25 protein-coding genes are annotated in these 24,879 nt (G+C 59.0%); 11 read left to right on the plus strand and 14 right to left on the minus strand.

Features of this window, described 5'->3' with window-relative positions; all coding sequences use genetic code 11:
• The first annotated feature begins 56 nt into the window (after positions 1-56).
• The 6 genes from FVV99_RS08575 (at position 57) to FVV99_RS08600 (ending at position 4,016) form a co-directional block, all read left to right on the plus strand.
• Positions 57-884: a type IV toxin-antitoxin system AbiEi family antitoxin domain-containing protein gene (locus FVV99_RS08575; protein ID WP_148253616.1), complete on the plus strand. Its 828-nt coding sequence runs from the start codon at positions 57-59 to the stop codon at positions 882-884.
• The gene (locus tag FVV99_RS08580; protein WP_148253618.1) at positions 874-1,794 is read left to right on the plus strand and encodes a nucleotidyl transferase AbiEii/AbiGii toxin family protein; all 921 of its coding nucleotides are present in this window, start codon (positions 874-876) and stop codon (positions 1,792-1,794) included. Before FVV99_RS08575 ends, FVV99_RS08580 begins: the two co-directional genes overlap by 11 nt.
• Positions 1,795-1,916: 122 nt before the next feature.
• Positions 1,917-2,687, plus strand: coding sequence for a DUF7662 domain-containing protein (locus tag FVV99_RS08585; RefSeq protein WP_148253619.1), 771 nt, complete (start codon positions 1,917-1,919; stop codon positions 2,685-2,687).
• A 278-nt stretch (positions 2,688-2,965) separates the two neighbouring features.
• Entirely contained in the window at positions 2,966-3,247 is a 282-nt protein-coding gene (locus FVV99_RS08590) for a DUF2958 domain-containing protein (protein ID WP_148253620.1), read from the plus strand.
• Between the two features lie 128 nt (positions 3,248-3,375).
• A complete protein-coding gene (locus FVV99_RS08595; protein ID WP_148253622.1) occupies positions 3,376-3,582 on the plus strand; it encodes a hypothetical protein in 207 nt (68 codons plus the stop codon).
• On the plus strand, positions 3,579-4,016 hold the full coding sequence (locus FVV99_RS08600; protein ID WP_148253623.1) for a hypothetical protein: 438 nt from the start codon (positions 3,579-3,581) through the stop codon (positions 4,014-4,016). The genes FVV99_RS08595 and FVV99_RS08600 overlap by 4 nt, the downstream gene beginning before the upstream one ends.
• Positions 4,017-4,113: 97 nt before the next feature.
• On the opposite strand, the gene FVV99_RS08605 is transcribed toward FVV99_RS08600, so the two are convergent.
• From FVV99_RS08605 to FVV99_RS08640, 8 genes are all read right to left on the minus strand, one after another.
• Positions 4,114-8,208 carry a P-loop NTPase fold protein gene (locus tag FVV99_RS08605; RefSeq protein ID WP_148253625.1) on the minus strand — a complete coding sequence of 1,365 codons (4,095 nt, stop codon included), beginning with the start codon at positions 8,206-8,208 and terminating at the stop codon, positions 4,114-4,116.
• A 190-nt stretch (positions 8,209-8,398) separates the two neighbouring features.
• The gene (locus FVV99_RS19055; RefSeq protein WP_148253750.1) at positions 8,399-8,545 is read right to left on the minus strand and encodes an integrase core domain-containing protein; all 147 of its coding nucleotides are present in this window, start codon (positions 8,543-8,545) and stop codon (positions 8,399-8,401) included.
• A gap of 353 nt (positions 8,546-8,898) precedes the next feature.
• On the minus strand, positions 8,899-10,809 hold the full coding sequence (locus FVV99_RS08615) for a methyl-accepting chemotaxis protein (protein ID WP_161598979.1): 1,911 nt from the start codon (positions 10,807-10,809) through the stop codon (positions 8,899-8,901).
• Positions 10,810-11,038: 229 nt separating this feature from the next.
• Positions 11,039-11,932 (minus strand): DMT family transporter, encoded by an 894-nt coding sequence (locus tag FVV99_RS08620; RefSeq protein ID WP_148253628.1) that lies wholly within the window; start codon positions 11,930-11,932, stop codon positions 11,039-11,041.
• A 429-nt stretch (positions 11,933-12,361) separates the two neighbouring features.
• Positions 12,362-12,628, minus strand: coding sequence for a hypothetical protein (locus FVV99_RS08625; RefSeq protein WP_148253630.1), 267 nt, complete (start codon positions 12,626-12,628; stop codon positions 12,362-12,364).
• A gap of 330 nt (positions 12,629-12,958) precedes the next feature.
• The gene (locus FVV99_RS08630; protein WP_148253631.1) at positions 12,959-13,801 is read right to left on the minus strand and encodes a mechanosensitive ion channel family protein; all 843 of its coding nucleotides are present in this window, start codon (positions 13,799-13,801) and stop codon (positions 12,959-12,961) included.
• Positions 13,802-13,978: 177 nt separating this feature from the next.
• Entirely contained in the window at positions 13,979-14,476 is a 498-nt protein-coding gene (locus FVV99_RS08635) for a hypothetical protein (RefSeq protein WP_148253633.1), read from the minus strand.
• A gap of 194 nt (positions 14,477-14,670) precedes the next feature.
• Positions 14,671-15,552: a LysR substrate-binding domain-containing protein gene (locus FVV99_RS08640; protein WP_148253634.1), complete on the minus strand. Its 882-nt coding sequence runs from the start codon at positions 15,550-15,552 to the stop codon at positions 14,671-14,673.
• A 106-nt stretch (positions 15,553-15,658) separates the two neighbouring features.
• Between FVV99_RS08640 and FVV99_RS08645 the strand changes: the two genes are divergently transcribed.
• Positions 15,659-16,735 (plus strand): DMT family transporter, encoded by a 1,077-nt coding sequence (locus FVV99_RS08645; RefSeq protein WP_148253635.1) that lies wholly within the window; start codon positions 15,659-15,661, stop codon positions 16,733-16,735.
• 85 nt (positions 16,736-16,820) lie between these two features.
• Here FVV99_RS08645 and FVV99_RS08650 read toward each other — a convergent pair whose 3' ends face one another.
• The 6 genes from FVV99_RS08650 to FVV99_RS08675 form a co-directional block, all read right to left on the minus strand.
• Complete coding sequence (locus tag FVV99_RS08650; protein ID WP_148253637.1) at positions 16,821-17,171, minus strand: AzlD domain-containing protein; 351 nt, start codon at positions 17,169-17,171, stop codon at positions 16,821-16,823.
• Positions 17,168-17,893, minus strand: coding sequence for an AzlC family ABC transporter permease (locus FVV99_RS08655; RefSeq protein WP_148253639.1), 726 nt, complete (start codon positions 17,891-17,893; stop codon positions 17,168-17,170). Before FVV99_RS08655 ends, FVV99_RS08650 begins: the two co-directional genes overlap by 4 nt.
• Positions 17,890-18,423, minus strand: a complete 534-nt coding sequence (locus FVV99_RS08660; RefSeq protein WP_148253641.1) for a helix-turn-helix domain-containing protein — start codon at positions 18,421-18,423, stop codon at positions 17,890-17,892. Before FVV99_RS08660 ends, FVV99_RS08655 begins: the two co-directional genes overlap by 4 nt.
• A gap of 73 nt (positions 18,424-18,496) precedes the next feature.
• Positions 18,497-20,167: an FMN-binding glutamate synthase family protein gene (locus FVV99_RS08665; RefSeq protein WP_148253643.1), complete on the minus strand. Its 1,671-nt coding sequence runs from the start codon at positions 20,165-20,167 to the stop codon at positions 18,497-18,499.
• Between the two features lie 80 nt (positions 20,168-20,247).
• Positions 20,248-20,610, minus strand: coding sequence for a DUF6164 family protein (locus tag FVV99_RS08670; protein WP_148253645.1), 363 nt, complete (start codon positions 20,608-20,610; stop codon positions 20,248-20,250).
• Positions 20,611-20,622: 12 nt separating this feature from the next.
• Positions 20,623-21,387: a murein L,D-transpeptidase catalytic domain family protein gene (locus FVV99_RS08675; protein ID WP_148253647.1), complete on the minus strand. Its 765-nt coding sequence runs from the start codon at positions 21,385-21,387 to the stop codon at positions 20,623-20,625.
• A gap of 104 nt (positions 21,388-21,491) precedes the next feature.
• On the opposite strand from FVV99_RS08675, the gene FVV99_RS08680 reads away from it, so the two are divergent.
• The 4 genes from FVV99_RS08680 to FVV99_RS08695 all read left to right on the plus strand — a co-directional run bounded on the left by FVV99_RS08680 (position 21,492) and on the right by FVV99_RS08695 (position 24,847).
• Positions 21,492-23,174 (plus strand): L,D-transpeptidase family protein, encoded by a 1,683-nt coding sequence (locus FVV99_RS08680; protein WP_236645345.1) that lies wholly within the window; start codon positions 21,492-21,494, stop codon positions 23,172-23,174.
• A 73-nt stretch (positions 23,175-23,247) separates the two neighbouring features.
• Entirely contained in the window at positions 23,248-23,919 is a 672-nt protein-coding gene (locus FVV99_RS08685; RefSeq protein ID WP_148253649.1) for an alpha/beta hydrolase, read from the plus strand.
• Positions 23,920-23,940: 21 nt separating this feature from the next.
• Positions 23,941-24,552 (plus strand): DUF938 domain-containing protein, encoded by a 612-nt coding sequence (locus FVV99_RS08690; protein ID WP_148253651.1) that lies wholly within the window; start codon positions 23,941-23,943, stop codon positions 24,550-24,552.
• A gap of 73 nt (positions 24,553-24,625) precedes the next feature.
• On the plus strand, positions 24,626-24,847 hold the full coding sequence (locus FVV99_RS08695) for a hypothetical protein (RefSeq protein ID WP_148253653.1): 222 nt from the start codon (positions 24,626-24,628) through the stop codon (positions 24,845-24,847).
• Positions 24,848-24,879 lie beyond the last annotated feature (32 nt).

A 24,879-nucleotide genomic window follows, 5' to 3' on the forward strand; every position in this document is an offset into this window, starting at 1 on the left:
TTTCCTTGTTAGTTTAAACTGACTTTTAGGTTTGTAAATATGCTATTTTGTATAACATGAGCGAACTTAAAGGTGGAAAGCTAAACCAGTTGGAGCGCCTGTTGCCGGAAGGCCTGCTGGTCGATGCGGCGTGGCTGGAGGCGCATGGCTACTCGCGGGCGCTGCGCAGCCAGTACGTTTCCAGCGGCTGGCTGGACAGCCCCGTGCGTGGTGTGTATTGGCGGCCGCGCGGCGTCTTGCGCTGGGAGCAGGTCGTCATCTCCTTGCAGGTGTTGCTCGGCTACCCCGTCTCGGTTGGCGGGCGGACCGCCCTGGATATGCGGGGCTATTCCCACTATCTCTATCAGGCGCAGCAGGCTGTCCACCTCTATACCGACCGCAAGCTCCCCTCCTGGCTCTCGAAGCTGCCAGATATGCCGGCATTTGTTGTGCATAACCGCGCGCGCTTCCTACCGGCGCTGCCCGGTTACAGCGATCAGCTCTCTCTGGACCCGGCCGGGGCGAAGCCCCGTCTGCCGGGGGCGCTGGATATCGATGCGTGGGGACCGTGGGGCTGGCCGCTGGTCCGCTCAGCCACCGAGCGGGCGATTCTCGAGCTGATCGACGAGCTGCCGAATAGTACCTCGTTCGACATGGTGGACAAGTTCATGGAAGGGCTTGTGACGCTGCGGCCGCGCAAGATGCAGGCCTTGCTTGAGGAGGCGCAGAGCGTCAAGGTGAAGCGGCTGTTCTTCTTCTTTGCCGACCGGCACCGGCCTCAGTGGCTGGACATGATCGAGCGCAGCAAGATCGATCTCGGCAAGGGAAAGCGGATGATCATTCGGGGCGGCAAGCTGGACAAGACCTATCAAATCACCGTCCCGGAGGACATGGATGCCCTTTGATCCCACATTCAGGCAGCAGGTACAGCTTCTCGTCTCGGTGCTCCCCCTGGTCGCCGAGGAAGGCTGCTTTGCCCTGAAGGGTGGGACGGCGATCAATCTCTTTGTTCGTGATCTGCCGCGCCTGTCAGTGGATATCGATCTGACCTACCAGCCGGTGGCAGAGCGGGCGCAATCGCTGGAAGCGATCGACAGCGCCCTGAAGCGGATCGGTGAGCGCATTACCGGCGCGTTTCCGGACATGACCGTGCAGGGCTCGGCCCCCGGCGGGAAGGGGGCGATCAACAAGCTCGTGGTGCGGACCAAGCACCGCCTGCAAATCAAGGTCGAGGTGACGCCGGTCCTGCGGGGCTGCGTCTATGAGCCGGCCGTGATGCCGGTATCGGAGACGACCGAGGATGAGTTCGGGTTTGCGAAGATACAGGTCCTGTCCTTTGCTGATCTGTATGCTGGCAAGATTCTGGCGGCGCTGGACCGGCAGCACCCCCGCGACCTGTTCGACGTTCATCTGCTCCTGGAGGAAGAGGGCTTGAGCGATGAGCTGCGCACGGCGCTCATCGTCTATCTGGTCAGCCACGATCATTCACCCCATTCCCTGTTAGCGCCGCCCGCCAAGGATATCCGCGCCATATACGAAACCGACTTTGCCGGGATGACGGAGCGGCCCGTAGCGCTTGAAACGTTGCTGGATGCCAGGGACCAGCTGGTCAGCACGGTCCTGTCCGGCATGCCGGAAGAGCACAAATCGTTCCTGATCTCTTTCTATGAAGGCACTCCCGCATGGGAAGTGCTGGGTATAGAAGGTCTAGAGCGGCTGCCAGCCGTGCGGTGGCGTGAGTTTAATCTGGAGAAAGCGGGGCCCGGCACGCGGGAATCGATTATCAAGGCGCTGGAGGAGGTCTTGTCCGCTTGAGGCTGGGCCGTGTGTTGATGCGGCGCATCTCCTGACGGAGACCGGGCTCTCGTGAACTGAACCCCGGCGGGGCGGGTTTCAGCCGTGCGGCGTCGATCCCTTGCGCATGACGAGGCGCAGCTATGAGCAAATACGACAAGCTGAGTGCGTATCTGGAATCGTTGAGCGGCTCCGAGTGGCATGCCGGTTTCAGGCAGCTGGAATCCATCCTCGGCTTTACGTTACCGGCGAGCGCGCGTCGCCATTCAGCCTGGTGGGCGAATGACGCGCGTCAGGGCCGGCAAGCCATGACCTGGCTCTCGGCGGGCTGGCGGATCGGTGATCTCAACCTGACCGGCGAAACCGTCACGTTCTACCGGGATGCCGGTATTAGCAGGAAGGCCGCGTCGCGTTTTGAACAGGGCTCGCAGCGTGCAGGCGCAGCTACGGAGAAGTTCGATGTGAGCGTTCTACCGAAAGCGGGCGGCATCAATCCGCTGGAGCTCTCTGTGGGCATGACATGGCGCGTTCTGGGACGCCTGATGCTGGATGATAGCGGGAAGCTCGTCTTTCCGGCGGTTCCGGACAGCTCGGGGCTGTACCGCTTTCGTCTGCTGGCGGCGGGGCCGAGCCGTCATTACATCGGCGAAACGATCCGGCTGCGGCGGCGCTTTTCCCATTACGCCAATCCGTGGCCAAGCCAGATGACCAACATCCGGATCAATGCTTTGTTGCGGGAGCATCTCGAAGCCGGTGAGCATATCGAGATCGATATCATAACCGGCGCCGACAGCATGGTCATCACCGGTACCGCGATGCCGGTGAACTTCACGGATAAAGCGACGCGGCGGTTATTCGAGCATGCCGCCATCGTGGCCGAAGGCGGCGAGGAAGTCGAAAGCCTCAATCGCTAATCAGCAGGACCGAGAGCTTGCCTGCCGGGGCCGCTTTTCGGTGATGGGTGAAACGGTCATTGCCTTCAATAGCCTGTCTCCTTTCCCTCGTTTCTTAAGTCTCACGCGAACCTGGCCGGGCGCGCCGGGCGATCAACGGCCTGCCCGCACCACCCTCCGCCTGCGGCCCGAAGCCTTGGCGAAGGGCCGTGTTGTCCGTTCCCCTGACGGTGATCCCCCGGCTTATGCGCCCGTCCTTTTCGTCTCGCGTCTTAAGGAAACGAAAAGGAGACAAGACAATGAAACTGTTGACCACACCCATCCGCGAAAAGCTCTTGCGCAACGGCCGCATCAATGCCGGCCTGATCGAAGAGGGCAGGGAGCCCGCGGACTTCCTGCCGGTCGTAAAGCTCTTTACCCCGGATGCGAGCTGCACCTGGCTCCTCATGGAGCTTTATCCCGGTGACCCGGATATTGCGACAGGACTCTGTGACCTTGGGCTCGGTTTTCCCGAAACAGGCCCGGTGCGTATCTCGGAGCTGGAATCCGTGCGCGGCGTCTTCGGTCTTCCCGTCGAATGAGACCGGCATTTTGCCCCGATGCACACCCTGCGGGTCTATGCCCGCGCCGCCTGGAACGCGGCAGCGATCACCGAAAACCCGCAAGCACTCAGGCAGGCTGCTGAAATCCTGGCGAAGGGCGGTGCGGCATGAGCAATACACAACGCATACAAACTACCCGCTTAGCGCTGCATTCAGCATGCCGGGCGCGCGGCGAGAACCCTGATCACGGCGAGGACGCCGTGATCGACCTCCTGACTGATCTGCGACATCACTGCCGGGCGGCAGGCATCGATTACGATGCCTGCGACCGGATGGCAGCGGACCACCAAGTGGCCGAGGGAGGTGCATCATGACGTATCTACCCGACACCAGTGAAACCTATGCCGTCGATCCGACCCGTCTTGCGATGGGCCGGTGGTGTCACCGGGCAGAGCGGACTATCGGGGAAGGCGACATCCATGCCTCGTACAGTGCCGATCATATCGGCATGGGCCGGCCCGTGCGTCCGCCCTTTTCCTGGAAGGGCGCGCTCTGGACCTGCGTCGGCACGGGGTATGGCAATGGTGACGTGGTCTCGGCCAAGGCGTACCGGCTCGTGCCGGTACGGCTGTTCGATGGCACGCCGGTGACCTACGCGGTGAAGACGCGTGACGCAGGGACTGCGCGCGCGGACGCGAACGGCTTCTATCACGGCATGCTGGTCAAGTCTGCCGGGAAAAGCTTCGTGCTATGCGGGCCGCCTGCGCTGTTCGTCCCCGGTCGGTCCGAACAGATGAGCCTGTTCTAGTCATCGCAGCTCTGTCCCGCGCGGCTCAGACCGCAGCGGGGAGGGGCCGAGTATGGTCAGGTTCGGCATCACATAAGAGCACATAAATTGGTCGTGGCTACTTCCTTATTTTCCCGGTGGACTGCTCGATAATTTGCAAGTCATCTTCCGACATGCTGTCTATGTACTCAGCATCCAGTACGACGTTTTTAAGTCCGAGTGGAGTGCAGACCTTGGCTAGTTGAGCCTTTCTATCGAGCTTCGTAACCTCGGAAAAGACAGACAGCACACCCTCGCAAAGCGCCCGGCGTTGATCATCGGTGCTGAATTGTTCTGCCGTAAGATCCTCCAGACTCCTGACAAGGGCATCTGCCGTCTTCTCTCTTCCTTCTTGAACGGACAGGATTTGCTGGAGGAGAGTGATGAACTGCTCGTCAGAGATATGCTTGATATTCTCGTGGATATGGTGATAGAGGCGGACGGCCTGCTCATCGTTCGTACTTTCGCTGACAAGCGCGTCTAGTAACGGCTGGGGATCATGCTCTGATACTGCATTGGCCCATAGCGCCAAAACCGGGTCCGAGGCGCCATCGGCTTCCTGTGGCGGCTGTGCGAGAAGGCTCATGGTTGCCGCTTGTACATCTTCCGAAGCGGCGCACCTGATTTCCTGCACAAGTGCAGCTCGTGAGCGGTCCGCATCACCATCATCGTCTTCGACGATCGTTCCGACCAGCTCTGTGAGCTGCTCAGGCGTACGTTCGGCCTCGGGATGGCGGCGGCAAAGCATCTCGCTTACTTCGGGGTCGTATGCCCATAGCTTGTAGGCGCAGGCAACGAGTTGGTCTTGGTTGCCTGTCTGGTCAAGGCGGGCGCGTTGGCGGAGCCTGTCGAGGCTCTTGAGCAAATCGGCGGCCTCGCTCTCTGATTTATCGATACGGTGGAATGCATCGATACCGGCGTTGAACAGCTCTTGGGCCGCATAGTCGAAACCACCTTCAGCAGCCGGCAGCGGCCAGGTTTCGCTCATCGCATTATATACGCCGGTTAGGATTGTTGGCTGTGACTGTAATTGGGTGAAGCTAATGAGTAGTTGCTGCGCCTTTTTAGACGGCAGCTTTTCCAGGTAGCCAGCGAGGGCCTCAATTTTTGAAAAAAGGTGATCGCCGGAATTTTGCTGGGCCAGGTTCATTGTATCGTCAATGAATTGTTCAAGCTGCTCGAGGAAGGGGCTGGCCTCAAGGATCGATTCATCTAGTGTGGAGAGAAGCCGGGAAAGTGCCTCGATTTTATGGTCGTCAAAAGGCTTGGGCCCACGCAATGGTGCGATGGTTGAAGCCAGGGCTGTGCGAGGCTCGTCGGGAGCATCCTCGCTGTTGACGGTGACAAGGAGGACCTGCTGACATGGGGCCGGCAGGTCCGCAAAATAACGCTTGGCCCAGTCCTGACTTAGTGCTGTCCATTGTGCAGGATCGGCATTCTCGAGAACCGCATACAGTCTGGATGCGCTGGTGGCAGCCTGCCGGGAAGGTTTGGACCATTCCTTGGCAAGCTGAACCAGGTACGCGATGCTGTCATCGTCAAATGACCCGCGTGCTTCGGTGAGATCTGTAAATGTATCGCGCAGTTCCCATTCGCCATCAAGAGGCCACGATTCAGCATCTTGCTCATAGTGGACAAAGCGGGCGCACATATTCGAAAAAATGGACTGGGCCACGTTAGCATCGGCGTAATCATGCCAATCGGCGAATTTCGAGAAAACAAGTGCTACAAAAGATGGCTCAGGCAAAGCGGCGAAATCCGAAAGGTATTTCCACAACCTTTCTCGTGTCTGCGTTCCTCGATCGAAGAAATACGTAAAGATAGAATCGAGACGCTCGGTCACAGTGGCCAGATTGAGGGCCTCTGGATCGTCCTTGCTGAATTCTTCTGCGATGATCTCTGGATAGTCTTCGCGCAATAAGGGAAGCAGGATATCTTCGTGGGCGGCCAGCTTCTCCTCGAGCCAGGTCAGCGATAGCTGATCTGACTGTCCTGTAATCTTTACCGTGCGGTGTAGCAGCCACTGACCAAAAGCAGATTGCGACTGTGGCGGCAGGTTGGCCTGCTGCATAAGGGTAATGACAAGGTCGGATGCGGACTTAGTAAGTTCACAGCCTTCCCGCAAGCTCGGCGCTTCAAGGCTTGGCAGCCGGACGTTTGTGGGCTCAGCCGTTATATCTTCGATTACCGCTCGACCTAGTGCACGTAATTCCTCATTCTCAGCATAGGGCGTGAGGACATGCAGTTTGGACGGACCGAGACGCCAGCGCAGAGAGTCGCTGTCGGCTGCGCGCCGTACGGCAAGTCCCAGGGTGCGTCGCTTCTCATTCTCGGGAATCCTGTCGTCAAATTGAGAAACGGTAAAGGCGACGTTGTCCTGTATCGTCGGCGTTTCGCTACGCAGGTCGTCGATAAGGTCGGCAAGCAGGGCACCAAAATCGGGTGGGAACGCTCCCGTACTTCCTGTAAGGCCGGCCGCGTCCAGGAGCGCGACCACATCCGAGGTTCGCAGAGCCTCTTCGATGGGCACTGCCTTGTCGCCATGCTGTCGCGATACCGGGTCCTGAGAAAGAGCCAGAAGCGGCTGAAGGCTGTAAGGGCGCCGAATGTCCTGAATATGCGACATGAATTGGCGAAGGCCGCGGTGCTGCGGCTTTACGTCCCAGCGGCTGTCCTGCTTTTCTTCGCCGGCAATTGATTGGTCTGCTGAAAACTCTGCCAGTTGTTCGCGGACTTCTGCCGGTAAGGGTTCCAGAGGTTCCGGTCGAATGAACCTGTCAATGAAATAATCGAAGACGCGCGGGTTCTTTTGAAGCACCTGATAGAAATCAGGAAAGTCGGTTCTGATCACACATATGATGGCAAGTGTGAGCGGGTTATTCGTAACCACGCCTTCTCCCAGCCCGCCCGGATTGTCGGCGCCGACAGCATTGCGTTCGCGTAGGGTGCTGAGCCACCAGGATTGCGCGAATAGATTGACAATTTGAATGGCATTGCGCGGGCTTTGCACAGCCGGGTGAATCATCCTGTCCACAAGCTCTTGAAGATCGATCTCCCGCTCCTTGAGGTCGGCAAGCAAAGCCGGGTATTCGGTTTCCAGCAAGCCGAGTGCAAAGCTGCGCATGTCCCGCTTGGGGAAGGGGGGAATTTCCAGGCGGAACTGGAAAATCCGATCAAGATAGCGGCGCGCGTCTTGTATATTCGATACCGCTGCGGGAAGATCAGCCGCGCCGCGCCGCCTGCTCAGGGCGTCGGCTACGCGCTCTTCGTCGCATGAGATAACGAAGACGATGCCAATGTCACCGGGCATTTCATGCGAGGCCATTTCGATCAGGCTGCGAATGCCGTCAAGCCCGCTCACCATTTCGTCGGCGGTGAGGCGGTCGAGGTCGTCGATGAAGACGACAATACGCCGAACATTCTTTTTATCACCTTTCTTAAACTTTCGGATTTTGGTGAGAAAGAGGTCTTCAAACTCCTCGATAGTTTGACTCGGGGGCGAGGTTATGTTGACTGGTGTCCGTGCAGATAATATTGGAAGACTGGAGAAGTATTTTTGGGCAAGCACCCAGATGATACCGGAGGAGGCAAGAAGGCTGGCAGCGGAGGTGGCCGGATCATCGAACCCGAATCCCCACGCCATCAATACCAAAAGGGCCACGAACAGGACGGCAAAGACGCCGACGACGAGTAGGCCCAGAACGTACTGATCCACAAATTCGGCCCATATTTCTTTAAAGGGCTTCCTTTGGGACTCCGTCGACGAAACAGTCTTGAAAAGATGACGGTCGGCTTCTTCGTGCGTGCCACCAATTTCAAGAAAGATGTGGCGGAAGAGTGATTTTCGAATATCAGTCTCGCCGCCATATTTCCAGGCATTGAAGGTGATCGTATGGATACGATCCCGGCGCTTTATGCCGGAGATTTTCGCTTTCTTGTCAGTGCGATCGTCAGTATGAAGGTGATCGAGATATAGCCCTTTGACGGTGGACTTGCCAGTTCCCCATTTTCCGAGCAGGCCGATGGAATAGGGTGGTCGGTGCTTTTCATCCTCAATGAGGCCCTGAAGTGCCGACGCAAGGTGAGCATGGCCGAATTTGTCGTGATCAGCCGATGACACCTCCTTGTCCAGGTATGCGGGCATCTGTGCTGTGTGTAATCGAAGGTCAGTCATGCTACCCCTTTCTGATAGGAACCCTGCTGATTGCTGTGCGTGTCGCTAGTAATAATTATTCTCAATTATATCTGAGCAGCTAATCCTTTTTTAGGTATCATGCTCTCTTCCACCGTGTCTATGCTGCAACGGTGGAAGGACATATTTCAGGCTTTCCTTGGTCTGTAATGCTCTTTAGTTTCTGTACGCCCTAAGCGGCTAATGCTGGGTATGTTCGGGGTGCCACATAGCCTAGGGACTTATGCGGCCGTTCTTCGTTGTAGTACCGGATCCAGCAGTTGATGACACCCCCGGCTTGGTTCAGCGAACTGACCGGTGTATCAAGGCTTCCTCCGATACTGTTTTTAGCAAACGTGTATTACCCGAATGAAAGGTGGCTGCGGTAGCATCAAGGGTACACCATCGGTACACACACCAGCTTCGTGTGCTATCCTCAACTTTAGCTAACTTGCTGATTTCAAAGAACTGTACCTTTTTCTCTATTACGGTCGCTTTTCCTTGTATGTCAGTAGATTATTGATTTAAAAGCGAACTTATAATTCTTCGATCGCAGGTTCGAGCCCAACTGGGCCCACCAATACTCCCTTATCCTGCCGTTGCAGCAAGCTACCTACCGGCCTGCGTCGGATGGTTGATGGAGCGAGCGACCTCCGTGTCGATCGCACACGATTCTTCGTCCGGCCCCCGTCGTTACGTCAAGGCTGGATATCGCTGGCTGTCTTGCGGTTCGTCCTTGAGCTTGAAGCTGCCGACCAGTTCCGCCAGGCGGTCGGCTTGCTCGCGCAGTTGTTCGGCGGCGGAGGTGGATTCTTCCGCCAGCGAGGCGTTCTGCTGCGTCATGCGGTCGAGCTCTGCCACGGCAACGTTGACCTGGCCGATGCCGTCGCTCTGTTCGGTGGTGGCGTGGCTGATTTCTCCGAGCATGCCGGCCACGCGGTTTACCACTTCGACGAGCTCGTTCATGGCGTTGCCGGCGTCGCGCACCAACTGGGTGCCCCCTTGGACTTTCTTGTCGGAGGCGTCGATCAGGCCGCGGATATCCTGTGAGGCTTGGGCGCTGCGCGTGGCCAGTTGACGAACCTCGTTCGCCACCACGGCGAAGCCTTTGCCACTTTCGCCGGCGCGGGCGGCTTCCACCGAGGCGTTGAGCGCCAGCAGGTTGGTCTGGAAGGCGATGTCATCCATGACCTTGATGATGTCGCCGATCCGCTCGGAGGCGTGCTGGATGTCACTCATCGTCGTGACCACGTCAGTGACCGTGTCGCCGGTGCCCTGGGCTAGCTCGGCAGCGGATTGCGAGAGGTTGCTCGCTTCGCGAGAGGAGGTGGAGGTGTTTTCCACCGTGCCGGTGATCTGCTCGATCGAGGCTGAGGTCTGCTGCAGGCTGGATGCCGCCTGGTCGGTGCGTCGCGACATGTCCTGCCCGCCACTGGCGATCTCCTGGGCGGCGTGGCGAACGGCGTCACTGCTGCCCCTGACCTGGGCAAGCACGTCATGCATCTTGTCCGCGAAGGCGTTGAACTGGATGGCGAGTTCGCTCGCTTCGTCCTTGCCTTGCACGGGGAGCCGCAGTGTCAGGTCACCATCGCCATCGGCGATCTCGCCCATGGCTTCCGCGGTGCGTCGAATCGGGCGGAACAGGGCGCGCAGCAGCAACGCGAAGACCACGAGGCTTGCCAGCATGATCATGGCCACGAGCAGCATCACCAGCAGCACCGCTCGATTGAGGTCGGCGAACAATTCGCTGCGCGGTATCTGCGCAAAGGCAACCCAATCGGTGCCGGGCACCTCGATGGCGGCGGCCAGTTGCTCGGCGCCATGTGGGTCGGTGAGGGTGGTGTAGCGATAGCCTTCCCCGGACAACAGCTCGGCGGCCTGGGTCTCCCACCCGGGCAGGTCCGCTACTGACTGGCCGGCCATGGAGGCGCCTTCAGGATGTACGCTGATGGTTCCGTCCTGACTTGCCAGAAATACCGAGCCGGTGTCGCCGAGTTGATAGTTGTTGATGGTGTCGACCATGGTGTCCAGGGTATAGCCGACCCCGGCGACGCCCACGCGTTCGCCGTCCATCTCGACCACGTGATTGATGAAGACCTTCAGTTCCCCGCCTTCGGAATCGACATCCAGGGCGTAATCCGCATCGTTGGCCTCATCGACCATGTCGTAGAACCACTGGTCTCCTTCACGGTCCAGTGTCCGCTCGACGCCATTCGCCGTGTAGTAGTTGCCGCTGAGTGACGACACGAAGAAGACGGTGTTGGCCCCGGTGCGTTGCTGCAGCCGTTCGAAGTGGTCCACGGCGCGCTCGCTATCTTCCCGCGATTCCCCTTCGGCCAGCCACTTGTGCAGATAGCCATTGTTCGCCAGGCTCTGGGCGGTGGTGATCGGCCCGGTCAGGGTGGCGTTGATGTCATTACGAATGCTTTCGAGCGTGGTCGGCAATTCCTCTTGGGTGACTCGGTCGGTGATCAGGTCGCTGAACAGGCGATACTGAATGGCCGTGGCCCCGCCGACGATCAGGATCATGCAGAGGCTGATGGCGATCATCAGCTTTTGGGCAATGGTTAGATTCTTCACTTTTCCCCCTGGTTCGCGCTCCATCAGAGCGCATGTGTTGTTGTTGACTACTTGGTCAACATGTATCGGCGGGAAGTAGAAAATCTGTAGGCGACGCACTGTATCGGATGTGTAGTGTCGGTTGGGGGAACGCTTGAGGCGGGGCCGATGGCCGGCAGCGCCCAATTGGCGAAGTCCTGAGAGTTCGCTTAGCGCTGGTGGTCGAACATCATCACCAGCGCTAGTGCCGCTGGACGTTATAGCATGCCTGCCATCATTCGCTGTATCTGCCATATTGCCGGACACATCCGTTGCCTGAATGACGCAGGCCAAGCCAGGCATTGACGAAGAGGGTCAGTAGGATCACTGAACCGCCGAGCAGGGTAGCCTGTGGTGGTTGTTCACCCAGCCACCACCAGACCCACAGGGTGCCCAGTACGGCTTCCACCAGATAAAACAGGGCTACCTCGGCCGAAGGCAGATAGCGAGTCGCACTGTTGATCAGGGCGGTGGCCAGTGGCATCTGCAACAGGCCCATCAGGGCGAGTACGCCATAGCTTTGCGGGGTGAGTGCCAGTGGCGTCGCCATCGGCAGGGCAACCAATGCCGATATACCTCCGCCAATGGCAATAAGTGGAATCCTGTCAAGATCGGGATGACGTCGCAGCAGGGTCAGGTTGCCGCCGACGGCAGCCGCCGCGATCAGTGCATAGGCATCGCCGACCAGCCCCTCGCCACTGAGTGATCCAGAGAAGACCAGTAGCATGCCGAACATGGCCAGGGCAATCGCCAGCCAGGTTCTCAAGGCCACCGGTTCATGCAGGAAACAACGCGTGAAGATGGCAGCAAACAGTGGCGCGGCACTCAGGATGACGACCACATTCGCCACCTTGGTGTTCATGACGGCGAGTACGAACAGGGTGGACGTCACACCCAACAGTATCGCCGAGACCAACGAGATCCCAAGGTGGCCGCGCAATGTCGCCAACCGGCGTCCTCCAAGGCACAGCAAGCCGAGAGATAGCCCCATCAGGCCACCCCGCCAGAAGATGATGTTCCAGCCATCTGTGGCCGCCAGGCGTACCAACAAGCTGTCGACGCTCAGGACAGTAACGCCGGCGGCGGCCATGAGTAGGCCTCGTCCGTGGCCGTGAAAAGAGAAGGACATCCAGTGTACTCCTGGTTGCGGGGATAACATGATCATCCGGTGAACAGCATACCGACACAGCCAATAGATGGCCGATAACGAAATCACCAATCCAACCCGTTATGAGCGATGGTGGACAGGGTCAAAAGATCATTGATTTTGGCCTGCCATGATATCGGGCGGACGCGGGAAGGCTGTTCTTTTTACGCCATGCCGAACGATTGGAACGACACGAGGGTGATGTCTCGATACGCTGGGAGGGCAGTAGCTTGTAAGAGATCGCTTACATCACGCGTAGCAAATATCTTGCAGAAAAGTGACGATGGTATGACTACGCTGGAAGTGTGTCTTGATTGGTACGTCTCATCTGATGTGAGCCGGCGTGTTGTTCCCTGTTAGCGAGAAGTGTCCTTTACCCCGGTACCTCACCGGGGTTTTTTCTGGTCAGTCTCAACCACGAATCAGCCTTGCGCCGGGCGGCACGTCATGGCGCAGCCGTGAACAATCGCCTGGCGGCGGCTGCTGGCCGGGCGGAGTATTCGAGTACCAGATCCGGCACTCCCCGGGTGGGGGCATGTGCCCCTTCGGTATGCCTTGAGTCGCACTGTGTTCGTGGTGTTCTCGATGGCCCAAGCCATCGCCATGTACCGCACAGCCTGTCACCCCACTGAGTAGCGCGATAGCTGCAGCCGACTTCATGCCTGTCATGAGCCGCATGTTGCACCTCCTCTATTGGTGTCGAATCGAGTGTGCCGCATTCCGTGAATCAACCCAATGGTTATGAGTCGACACTGTGTAAGTGATTTCTTACAGAACAGGGAGCAAAATGCCTACATCACAAGGCTGTTACCTGGAGTAGGGTAAACGTGTGACGTCTGATAATGCGTTGGCACGATGCCTTCGCCCAAGGGTTGCGTCACTGGACAGATGCCAAGGATGGGGGTCCAGCCAGGGAGGGTAGGGCTCTTCTTTGAATTGCATGTCTCCTCACACGAATAAGGGCCGCCAATCACTTGGCGGCCCTTGCAGTCGATATGCCAGCATGAATCAGCTCGTCGAACCGACGTCGCCCTGATTGTCGTGGTGGTAGACATGCATGTCCCGCTGAGGGAAGGGAATGCTAATGCCCTCTCGATCAAAGCGTCGCTTGATCTCCTCGGTCATCCCCCAGTAGACATCCCAGTAATCCACGGCCTTCACCCAGGGTCGAACGATCCAATCCACACTGGAATCATTCAGCGCGCTGATGCGAATGTTCGGTGCAGGATCTTCCAGGACCCGTGTATCATCGGCCACCACGCTTTCGAGCACCCGCCGCACGGTATCGATGTCATCGTCGTAGCTGACCCCCACCACGAGATCGACACGCCTGGTTGTGTGGGTGGAATAGTTGGTTATGGCGCCTGACAGCATCTGGCCGTTAGGGACGATGACCCGCCTGTTATCCGGCGTGTTGAGCTCGGTATTGAAGATTTGCACCTCATCCACGGTACCGGATACGCCACCTGCCTCGATGTAATCGCCGACCTTGTAAGGTCGGAACAGCACCACCATCACGCCAGCGGCGAGGTTGGCCAGTGCGCCTTGTAGCGCCAGACCGATCGCCAGACCAGCGGCACCGATGACAGCAATCAATGAGGTAGTCTGAATGCCGACCTGGCTGATCGCTGCCAGCACGACCGCAAACATCAGCATCACATAGAAGATGTTGCCGATGAACGTAACGATCAGTGGGTCGGTGTCGGCGCGCTTCATCGCCTTGACGGTGAGTCGGTGCAGCAACTTCGCAATCCAGCGACCTATCACGAAGATGGCAATCGCTGCGACCAGATTGATTACGAAACTCGTGCCCCGTATCTGCAGAAAGCCAAAGATTGTCTCGAAATCCATGTCGTCTCTCGTGCCTTGGTGGAACGTATGGTGGATGCCGTTGACTCGGAAGTTGGCCCGCTTCGGTGGCCACCTGCCGACGGCCGTTTACCTTCGTTACTTTAGCACGGCCTTTATACCCTGGCTTGGTCGTGCCATCGATCAATGGCGTACCACAACAGTGGCTGTGTCCGCGGCTTAATTCATCTCAAGGTCTATCGCACGTATTTGCCAACGGCGCGCTTGCTCGTCGCAGCCCGGTACATCATTGCACCGCTCGAGTCGCAGCGTGCCCTGATGCGCGAATGGCTTCCCTCGACGCTCGCCCGAAACCTGCACCGGAACCTCGGCATGTAGGGTTCCCGCCGCACCTTCGATCCTGGCCGCCCCTACCGTTTCTCCCTCAAAGGACTGATACACGAGCATCGATTTCTCGAACTGATCGCGGCCACTCTCACGGATCCGTGTATCCGGCGCCCACATGCCATACGCCTGATCGAATTTCCCTTGCGCGAGCAGATCAAAGTAGCGCTGGCCGGTCTGTTCAGGATCGCGTGGGAGGCTGCCATTGTCATCGGTCGCGACTTCCTCCCGCATCCCACCCGTATCCGCGATGGGAGCACAGGCGGCAAGCGAACAAAGCAGCAGTACTGACCAGGATACGACAGTCGCCAATTTTCGCATGTTCAGGTACATCGTGTTCCCCTCCATGGTGAATAACCGTTGCTATGTCCAGCATACCCAGTGATACGTACGTGAGCGAATTGAGCAGGACGTCGAGAATGACGCAGGGCAAGGGCTGAGGTGGTGGTGTGCGGTGTGGTCATGCTATGTGGATCACGTCAACGGCAAGCGACTCACTGTCTGGGCAAAGGACAGGGGCCATGTAGCTAGTACGCAGATTGTCCTTTTATGTGCGCTTGAAGCTGGGCGGCAAGTTGCTGTGTCGCTTCAGTGGGGCGCCCGGGGCTACGATGTAGCGTGATTTCCGTCGTCTGCAGCTCGGGCAATCCTTCGTCCACGCCGATAATGCGAAGATCCGGACCGATCATGGATGGTGTCAGCACTGTCACGGCCAGCCCCGCCCGAACTGCAGCGGAAAGTCCTGACAGGCTGGCGCTGGCATAGGCAATCCGCCAGGCGATTCCAGCCGCTTCAAGGGCCATGATGGCGCGCTCTCTGAAAATGCACACCCCTTCCTTCGATACCGCCAGCGGTAATGGTGAGCGGTGGTGGGTATCGTATCCGGACGCACTGGCCCATACCATCGGTTCGCGACACAGCACCTCACCGCCGGGGCTATTGGGCTGGCGAGTCGCAATGGCCAGGTCCAGAGCGCCAGCCTTGACATCTTGAACTAGATCAACACTCAAGCCGCATCTTACCTCCAGCTCAACGCCGGGAAAGCGTGCCTCGAATTCCGACAGTGCCTCGGGCAGATAGACCACATAATCGTCAGGTATTCCGAGTCGTACCACACCATCAAGACGCTGCTCATGTACATCCTGCCAAGCCAGGGCATTCTGGCGGAGCATCTGCCGGGCATGAGCTAGGAGACGCTCACCGGGTGGCGTAGGCGTAGCGACCTTTTGTCCTCGCTGCAGTAGCGGACAGTCGAAGGTTGCTTCCAGACGCTTCATGTGGGCACTGACGGTGGACTGTGCCATATGCAACTGTTCGGCCGCTGCGGTGAATCCACCCTGGTCCACCACGCTGACGAACGTCTTGAGCACGACAAGATCCAGTGGTCTGGGGATATGAGAACTGGTCATCACGTTTCTTGATGGCTCCATCGAAATACTTCGTTTCCATGATACTGAAAATGTCCCCAAGATACCCGCCACTGAAGCATTTCGGTCCATCTACGGGAGTCACAGAATGAGAAGTTCACACAGTGTTATCGGACTTCTCGCGGGTCTCTTGACAGTCACCCTTTGGGCGAGTCTACCGGTACTTCGCAATCTGGTACATCTCCCTCCCATGTTGACTGCGGCCATCGCGATGTCTTCGGCCGCAGGTTTTGCACAGGTACTCGAGCGGTGGATGCACGAACGCAAGTCACCAGTGCCGTTTCGCGACTGGCGGTTCTGGGTCATGGGCGTTGGCGGTCTGACCGGTGCGCTCTATTGCTATTTTTTGGCGCTGGGGGAGGGGGACCCGGCCAGGGTCACGCTGGTGACCTATACGTGGCCCTTGGGTTTCATGTTGGTCGCCGACCGGCTGGCAGGCCGGGGGCTGAGAATGCGAACGCTGCTGGGCGCGCTGGTCGCCTTTTCGGGATTGGCGCCACTGATCCTCTCGTCCGACAAGGGAATATCCACTTCGCCATTGGCTTATAGCGCAGGACTGGCGGCGGGCATGTCGTGGATTCTTTTTTCCCTCTATCTGAAAAATAACAGCCGCTCAGGGTTGAAGAACTATAAATATATTTTCGCGTGTGTCGCGGGCACTGCTCTGCTGCTGCATGGTCTGTTCGAAGCCTCGGCTGAAGGGGCAACGTACGTGGACTGGCTGATGGCGGCGTTGATCGGCATTGGCCCCTATGGCTTGGCATTCATGACGTGGGGGTATGCGTTACTGAAGAGTCCGACCACACTGCTTGGCATTTTGACCTATTTTGTGCCGGTCATTTCTTCTCTATTTCTGATCTTGGTGGGGTTGGCCTCACTTAGCATGCAGTTGATAGTCGCTGTGGTGGCGGTGCTGACAAGCGCCGTCATCACCCAAACGTCACTTTCAATGAAGTGGAGGGAATTGAAAGTTTTTCACCATGTTTTCAATGAACCAGGAGTGAACATGTCACGCAAATATACCGTTTCCACTGGACACGAACCCTCTGTTTCCAACGTTCGTGACAATTTCCCGGCTCTGTATATGCCAGCGATGCCTCCGCTGGGCTTTATGGATTGGAGTAGGCAACAGTTAACCAGGCTCCTGACAAAAGCAAAGCGATAAACATGACGTTGCCGCGTCATACAGCCGCCCTCAAGTGAGAGGGCGGCTTTGACATTGCAGCAGTATGCCTGTCGACGATGGTGTTTCAGCCCCCCATCCCCGCCACAACGATGACCGCCCCATAAGTCGCCACGCCCGCGGCCACCGGCCAGCCAAGCGAGCGCGTGCGATACCAGACGAGCAAGGTGGCAATGGCGCCTATTACGGTGGCCAGCCATGAGAGGGGCGATTCCGGGTCGCTGGGGACGAGCGAAACGCCGAGTACGGCGGTGATCATCAGCGGCCCGAGAATGCTCAGCCATTGTGGCATCGCGTCTATCCTGTCGCTCTCGGCCAGCTTGCGCAGCCGCCGGCGCATCCATACCAGTGGCAGGCACCGCATCAGGAACGTGCCGATGGCGGTGGCCAGCACGGCGACCCAGAGTACGCTGCTCATCCTTGCCTCCGATTGCGGGTATCGAACTGCACGACGTAGAAGCAGAGAGCGCCGAGGATGGCGGCCAGGGGGATGCCGAGGTTGGTCACGCCGGCCAACGTACAGAGCATGGCCGTGGCGATGGTGGTGCACAGGGCCAGCGACCATCGGCGGGAAGTGAAGCGTGGCACGACCAGCACCAGAAACAAGGAGGGCAGAGCGAAGGGCATGACCTCACCCAGCAATGGCCAGCGTGCTGTCAGCCACTCACCGGCAATGGCGCCTAGCGCCGTGCCCGCGATCCAGCTTGCCCATGCCATCAGTGCGGCGCCGGTGAACCAGCCCAGGCGCTGCCTTTCCGCCAGTTGCGGCAGGCGGCTGTGGGCGAGAGCGAACACTTGATCGGTCAAGCCGTGCATCAACCAGGGCCAGCAGCGATGGTGTGTCAGCCAGGGGGCCAGATTGGGGGCGTAAACCACGTGGCGGACGTTGATCAGCAGCGTCATGACGACGACCAGCCACAAGGGGCCGCCGCCGGCGACCATGCCGACGAACAGGAACTGGGACGCGCCGGCGTAGATCAGCGTCGAGATCAGCGCAGCTTCCCAGGTGCTGAACCCGGCCTGGACGGTGACCAGCCCGAACGAGATAGCGACCGGGATATATCCGCCCAACAGCGGTATGGCTTCGCGTATGCCCGTCAGCCAGGGGCGGGACAAATCGGGGGTGGCCTGCAAGTTCATGACGGGGTTCCCTGCCTGGCGTAGACGATGGTGACGAGCAGCGTCACCCACGCTTCATGAGTCCGGTAAAGGTGCGGTTGGTCGGCTGCGAAGGTGAGAGTATCGCCTGCCGCGAGGGTCGCTGGCGCATCGACCGGCCCCGCCTCCAGCTGACCACTGATGATGGTGAGCGATTCTTGCGCGCCCGGCGTATGTGCCTCGGCATGTCGTGTCGTATTCGGGGCGCAGCGCATCCAGTAGGCATCGACATGAGGATCTTCCTTGCCCTGATCCAGCAGACGCACCTGAACACCATTCTCGCCCAGCGGCACCTCATAGATGGGAGCGACCAGAGTGCCGAACGGGACATTCAGCTGTACCGCCAGGCGCCAGATGGTATCCAGTGTAGGATTGCCGTTGCCCTGTTCCAGTCGCGACAGGTTCGATTTCGCGATGCCGGCGGCGGCGGCCAGCTGCGACAGCGACCAGCCCCGGGCCAGGCGAAGCGTCTGTAGATGCTGCCCCAGGGTATGGAGTGAAAGTTCGTCCATGTCGGTGCCCAGAATCGTTCAATATAAAGAACGTTCTATAAAAGGAACACCCGGCCTGTCAATGATTCTCTCGCTATCCCGCCACATTTGCTCGTGTGATCACCTGAGGCGGTGCGTCGAAGGTATCGGCGCTGGCCATGTTCCAGTAGTGGCGGAAGACTTCATGCTGTGGCGGCACGTCTTCGAGCAGTTCGCCGGGTTCCAGATACGCGAAGAGAGCGTCGTAAGAGCGGATTTCGTGGCGCGAGACTCGGCGCAGGATGTGTTCCGGCCCGAGCTGGTTGGTGTGCGACAGGCCGGCAGCGGCGAGCATTTCGCTCAGGGCGTTCATGGTATTGCGGTGGAAGTGGTAGACACGCTGGCTCTTGTCGCTCACGTCGAGCTTGCTGCTGCGCTGCGGGTTCTGGGTGGCGACCCCGCTCGGGCAGCGGTCGGTGTGGCAACTGCGGGCCTGAATGCAGCCCAGAGCGAACATGTAGCCGCGTCCAGCGTTGCACCAGTCCGCACCCAGGGCGATGGTGCGGGCAATGTCGAACGCCGAGATGATCTTGCCGGCGGCACCGACTTTGATCTCTCGGCGCAGATTGACGCCGACCAGCGTGTTGTGGACCAGCAGCAGCGCTTCGTTGAGCGGCATTCCCAGACGGTTGATGAACTCCAGTGGAGCGGCCCCCGTGCCACCTTCGCCGCCATCGACGACGACGAAATCCGGAGATTCTCCGCTTTGCAGCATGGCCTTGACCACGGCAAACCATTCCCAGGGGTGGCCGATCGCCAGTTTGATACCGACCGGTTTGCCACCGGAGAGTTCGCGTAGGCGGCGAATGAATTCCATCATCTCCATGGGCGTGGCAAAGGTCGAATGTGTCGTGGGTGATATGACGTCTTCGCCGACGGGGACGCCGCGTGTCTGGGCAATTTCTTCGGTGACCTTGGCACCGGGCAGGATGCCGCCATGGCCCGGCTTGGCGCCCTGGGACAGCTTGATCTCGATCATCTTGACCTGATCGAGGGTAGCGTTGGCGACGAAGCGTTCCTCGTCGAAGCGACCCTCGGCATCGCGGCAGCCGAAATAGGCGGAGCCGATTTCCCAGACGAGATCGCCGCCGCGGTGATGGTAGGGAGAAATCGCCCCTTCACCGGTGTCGTGGTAGAAGTCGCCCATCCTCGCTCCTGCGTTGAGTGAGCTGATGGCGTTGCCCGACAGCGCACCGAAACTCATTGCCGAAATGTTGAAGACACTGGCTGAGTAGGGCTGGGCACACCGCTCCCCGATCGTGATGCGGAAGTCGTTATCGCCGATGTGAGCTGGAGTCAGCGACGGATTGATCCACTCATAACCCTCGGCGTACATGTCATGCAGCGAACCGAACGGCTTCTTGTCCACCACGTTCTTGGCGCGCTGATAGACCACCGAGCGCTGCTCGCGCGAGAAGGGACGTTCGTCGGTGTCGGACTGGATGAAGTATTGCCGGATTTCCGGGCCGATCGACTCCAGGCTGTAACGAAAATGCGCCAGAATTGGGTAGTTGCGGCTTACGGTGCGGCGACGTTGCAGCACGTCGTGGGTGCCGAGTGCCGCCAGTGGCCCGAACGCGAGCAGGCTCCAGGCCCAGGCGCTGCCGACCCCCCAGGCGATTATCGCCGTGACCAGACCGAACAGGCTGAGTGCATAGGCGGCGTAGCGCATCGGCAAGGCGGTGGCGAGCGACTGGTGTTGCAGTGGGCCGAACGGCTTGGGCATGGAGCAGGTTCCTTGGATTAGAAGGTCATTGGATATTGCAGGGGCCAGAGCGCGGCTGTGTCAAATGCACGGGCTGAACCTCAGATCAGCGATAGAAACGGCCATACCGTCAAGGCCAGTATGAGTCCGATTGCGGCGAGATAGACCAGAGCGGCTAGCGGGTTGTCGCGTACGCGTTGCCAGAGGGTCGGGGCCCGGCCTTGGGCCTGAAGATCGGCATATTCGTCGCGAACGCGTTGACCGAGTTCCTGCTGATAGGCTTCGATCACGGCTCGGGCGGCTTCGTACTGGCTCTCATCCTGCAGCCAGATGGCCGGTAACGACACCTGCCAGCGCCCGGCCGTGGTCTCATAGGTTTCGAAGCCGTGCTCGTCTAGCAGGCGGCGGACCTCCTCGGCTTCTTCGTCGGGGACGTTGCGTAGTTTGAAGAGTAGTACCGCCATGGTATCCCGTGATTATCGTGGAGTCGTTTGCATGGCAAGATCACGGCCGGGGCCGCCGCGTGCATCGATGCTTTCTGCCAGTATCGACTCGCGCTGGCAGTTGAGAAAACTGGACTCGGCGAGCCATTGTGAATCAGGATAGTAAGCAAACAGATATTGATCTTCCTTGATACTATCGATCAACGGCCCCGCCACGTCCTGGGGAACGGCGGGGCAGCCGAGGCTACGCCCCAGGCGACCGTTTTCGGCAATGAAGGATTCACTGACGTAATCGGCGCCATGCATGACGATGGCGCGTTCGTAAGCGAGATCGTTGATACCGTCTTCCAGTCCTTGCAGGCGCAGTGAATAACCGTTGCTGCCATCGTAACTGTTCATGGTGCGAAACAACCCCAGACTCGATTGATGACTGTCCGGAGTATTGGAGAACCACAGTGCATTTTCATCACCGGTTTCACGGCCATGAGAGACCAGTTCTTCATACAGCAAGCGATCATTGACCAGATCGAACACCCAGAGCCTGGGCTCATTGGCGGAACGCGAAAAATCGATGACTGCCAGCTTCTCGGCGCCCGGCTGGGCACAGTGCAGTGCACTGGTCGCGAGTCTTAACACGTGGGGACTCGCATTGGGTGCCAGACGTTGTAAGGTCGTGGCATGTGGTGCGGCCAGGGATGAGACACTGCTCAATAGTAGTGGGGTCGATAGAATGATGGGCCAAAGGTGGCGAACGAGACAGCGAAAGTCGAATATCCTGCGAAATGTTGTTGTTGGCATCGTCAGGGGGCTCCGGTTCCTACAGTGTCGACAAATCAGCGGCTATTATGACCATAGAGTGGCGTGAGGCCAATGCCACGCAAGGGAACTGTAGGAGTCGATTGATGGAAAAATGGCGGATCCGAGCCCGATGGATGGGAGTCTGGATGGTCTTGGGCTTGATGTGGGCGTTGCCGGTATCGGCAATGGCGAATACTGCCGCGTCCGCGATTGAAAAGCGCGTTGAGGCCATGGAAGATGGGGAAGCTCCCAACCGCAAGGTGGCGCAGTTTTATGCCGCCAGAGGGTTTCAGCCGGCTTGGAGCGACGAAAGTTCGATCCAGGCACTGATCGAACAGATCGATGCGTTGGCGAATGACGGCCTGCAGCCGCAGGACTATCGGCCCGAACGGTGGCTGCCGGATTATCGAGCGGTGTATCGGCATGGCGAGGATAGCGACGAACGCGCGCGATTCGATCTGGAGATGACACGGACCATGCTGACGGCATTGGAACACCTTCACCATGGCAAGCTCGATCCTCGGCGTATCGAGCAAGGCTGGGATATGGAGCGGCCTTCGTTCTCGCTTTCCATGGCCAGGGTGTCCTATGCCGTTGATGAGGGCGACCTGCCGGCGCTGTTCGAGGAGGTGCGCCCAGACCATCCACCGTATCGGCATCTGCGTGATGGTCTGGCACGGTATCGCGCGATCCAGTCTGCCGGAGGCTGGCCGCGCTTGCCGGCGCGCGACGAGTCTTTACGGCCGGGCGATACCGATGAGGATGTGCTGTTACTGCGCAAGCGGTTGGCGGCCTTGACCCACCCGGCGGATCGCCCCGCGAATGACGATTACTATGCCGAGATCGATACTCGCGTGACGAACGGTGGCACATCATCGTTCGATGACCGGCCCCGAGGGCCCCGCTACTATGACGAGCAACTGGCGAATGACCTCAGAGCATTTCAGCGCCGTCACTTGCTGACTGCCGATGGGGTGATCGGGCCCAAGACTCGGGCCGCGCTCAATGTCGATGTGGATACCCGTATCGATCAGATCCGCGTCAATCTGGAAAGGGCGCGCTGGTTGCTGCACGGTCTGCCGGAAGCTTTCGTGCTGGTCGATATCGCCGGGTACGAAGTGAGCTACTATCGACCCAACGGTGATGTCTGGCAGTCCCGCATCGTGGTCGGCAAGCCGTATCGCAAGACGCCGACCCTGCGTTCGTCGATCACGCATCTGACGTTCAATCCGACCTGGACGGTACCACCGACCATTTATCGGGAGGACATGCTGCCGCGGATTCGTGAGGACCTGGACGTTCTGGACGAAGAAAACCTCGTCGTCATCGATCCCGAAGGGCAACGTCTCGATCCCGAAGAAATCGACTGGGAATCGCCGCCGAACTTGATGCTGCGTCAACCGGCGGGCCCAGCGAACCCATTGGGGCAGGTGGTCATACGCTTTCCCAACGACCATGCCGTCTATCTGCATGACACGCCGGCTCAGTCGCTTTTCAACAGGCCTCAGCGTGCAGTCAGTTCCGGCTGTATCCGGGTGCAGAATGTCATGGAATTGGTGAGGTTGTTGCTCGACGATGAGCGCCGCTGGGACAGGGAAGCGATTGCCAGTGTCATCGACAAGGGACAGACGCGTCACGTCACTCTGGACCAGCCGGTGCCGATCATTCTGCATTACTGGACGGTCAATGCCGATGAGAATGGCAAACTCTCTTTCAAGCCGGATATCTATGAGCGTGACCGGGATCTGCTGATGGCACTGGATACACCTGCCTTGCAGGTGTTGTGAATCGTGTCGACGGCCCTCGCCGAACCGGTGGCGTTGCGGTAGGGTATTGAAAATTCACCGCGAAGGGGCTGGCATGAGCACAACCGACGAGTTGATCATCGAACCGCAATCCGGCAGGCCCGTCGATGCCTGTGTGATTCTGTTGCATGGTCTGGGGGCCGATGGTCATGATTTCGAACCCTTGGTACCGGCCTTGAACCTGCCGGCCGACATGGCAGTGCGCTTCGTGCTGCCACATGCGCCGCGGATGCCGGTAACCGTCAATGGCGGTATGACCATGCCGGCCTGGTACGACATTCTTGAAGCCAACCTCGATCGGCGAGTCGATGAGGCTCAACTAATGGCGTCGGCAGCGCGAATACACGGGTTGATCGATGCCGAAATCGACAAAGGGATCGACAGCCGGCGTATCATCGTCGCCGGGTTTTCCCAAGGCGGCGCAGTGGCCTATCAGGCCGCGTTGACCTATCCGAAGCCGCTGGGTGGGCTGCTGGCGCTGTCGACCTATTTCGCCACGGCGGATAGCATCGAACCCAGCGACGCCAATCGTGGGTTGGTGATCGAGGCTCACCACGGCAGCTTCGATCCGGTAGTGCCTGAAGCCCTGGGGCAGAAGGGGGCGGACCGGGCAAAAACGATGGGGTATGCTGTCACGTATCGCCGTTATGCCATGCAACACTCGCTTTGCCCGGAACAAGTCCCCGATATCAGTGCCTGGCTCACCGAGCGGTTGGGAAGTCAGTAAACCATGGAGTCTCTCGATCCAATGTCTCGTCAATCCAGCGCGCGGCTATCAAGTCCTGCCACGCAACGCAATCGCGACCCGATTCTCGAGGTGCTGCGCGATTGCTTGCCCCAGCGGGGCACGGTGCTGGAAGTCGCCAGTGGTAGCGGCGAACATGCGCTGCATTTCGCCCGGGCACTGCCGACTCTGATCTGGCAACCCACGGATCCCAGTCAACAGGCCCTGGCATCGATCGACGCCTGGCGGGCCACCGAGTCGCTGGGCAATCTGCTTGCACCGCTGGAACTCGATGTGACCCAGCGTCCCTGGCCGATCGACGACGTCGACGCCATCGTCTGTATCAACATGGTGCATATCTCGCCCTGGGAAGCGACCGAGGCTCTGCTGGCGGAAGCGGGGGAGCATCTGCCTGCAGGCGGTGTGCTGTATCTGTATGGCCCTTACAAGCGGGAAGGTCAGCATACCGCTTCCAGCAACGAGGCCTTCGATGCCGAGCTCCGTCAGCGCAATCCCGCGTGGGGGATACGTGACCTGGAACATGTCGTGGAACTGGCGGAACGCTACGCTTTCGAAATGGAACGTGTCGTCGACATGCCGGCCAATAATCTGAGTGTGGTCTTGCGACATCAATAGGCGGGGGATGGTATTTACACCCGGCCCCAGGTGGGGAAAGCGAACAGGAATCTCGACCAACAAGGAGTGCTCCATGCCCGATCTGTCCGAGGATTTTCGTCTACCCGTAGGGTGTCGTTATTGCGGGAGCCATCGCATGCGAGTGTCGGAAGTCCACAACCCCGATGACAAGGTATTCTGCGCTTCATGCAACCATTACGTCTGCTTGTACGCGGATGCCAAGCAGATTCTGGAAAAAGGCCCCGGTAGCGAGAGCGAAGCCCTGCTGGAAGAAGCCGCCAACCGCCATTCCTGACCTCAGCGCCCGCCGGAGCGGGCGCCTTGACT

The organism is Aidingimonas lacisalsi (assembly GCF_008079445.1).
Lineage (GTDB): Bacteria > Pseudomonadota > Gammaproteobacteria > Pseudomonadales > Halomonadaceae > Aidingimonas > Aidingimonas lacisalsi.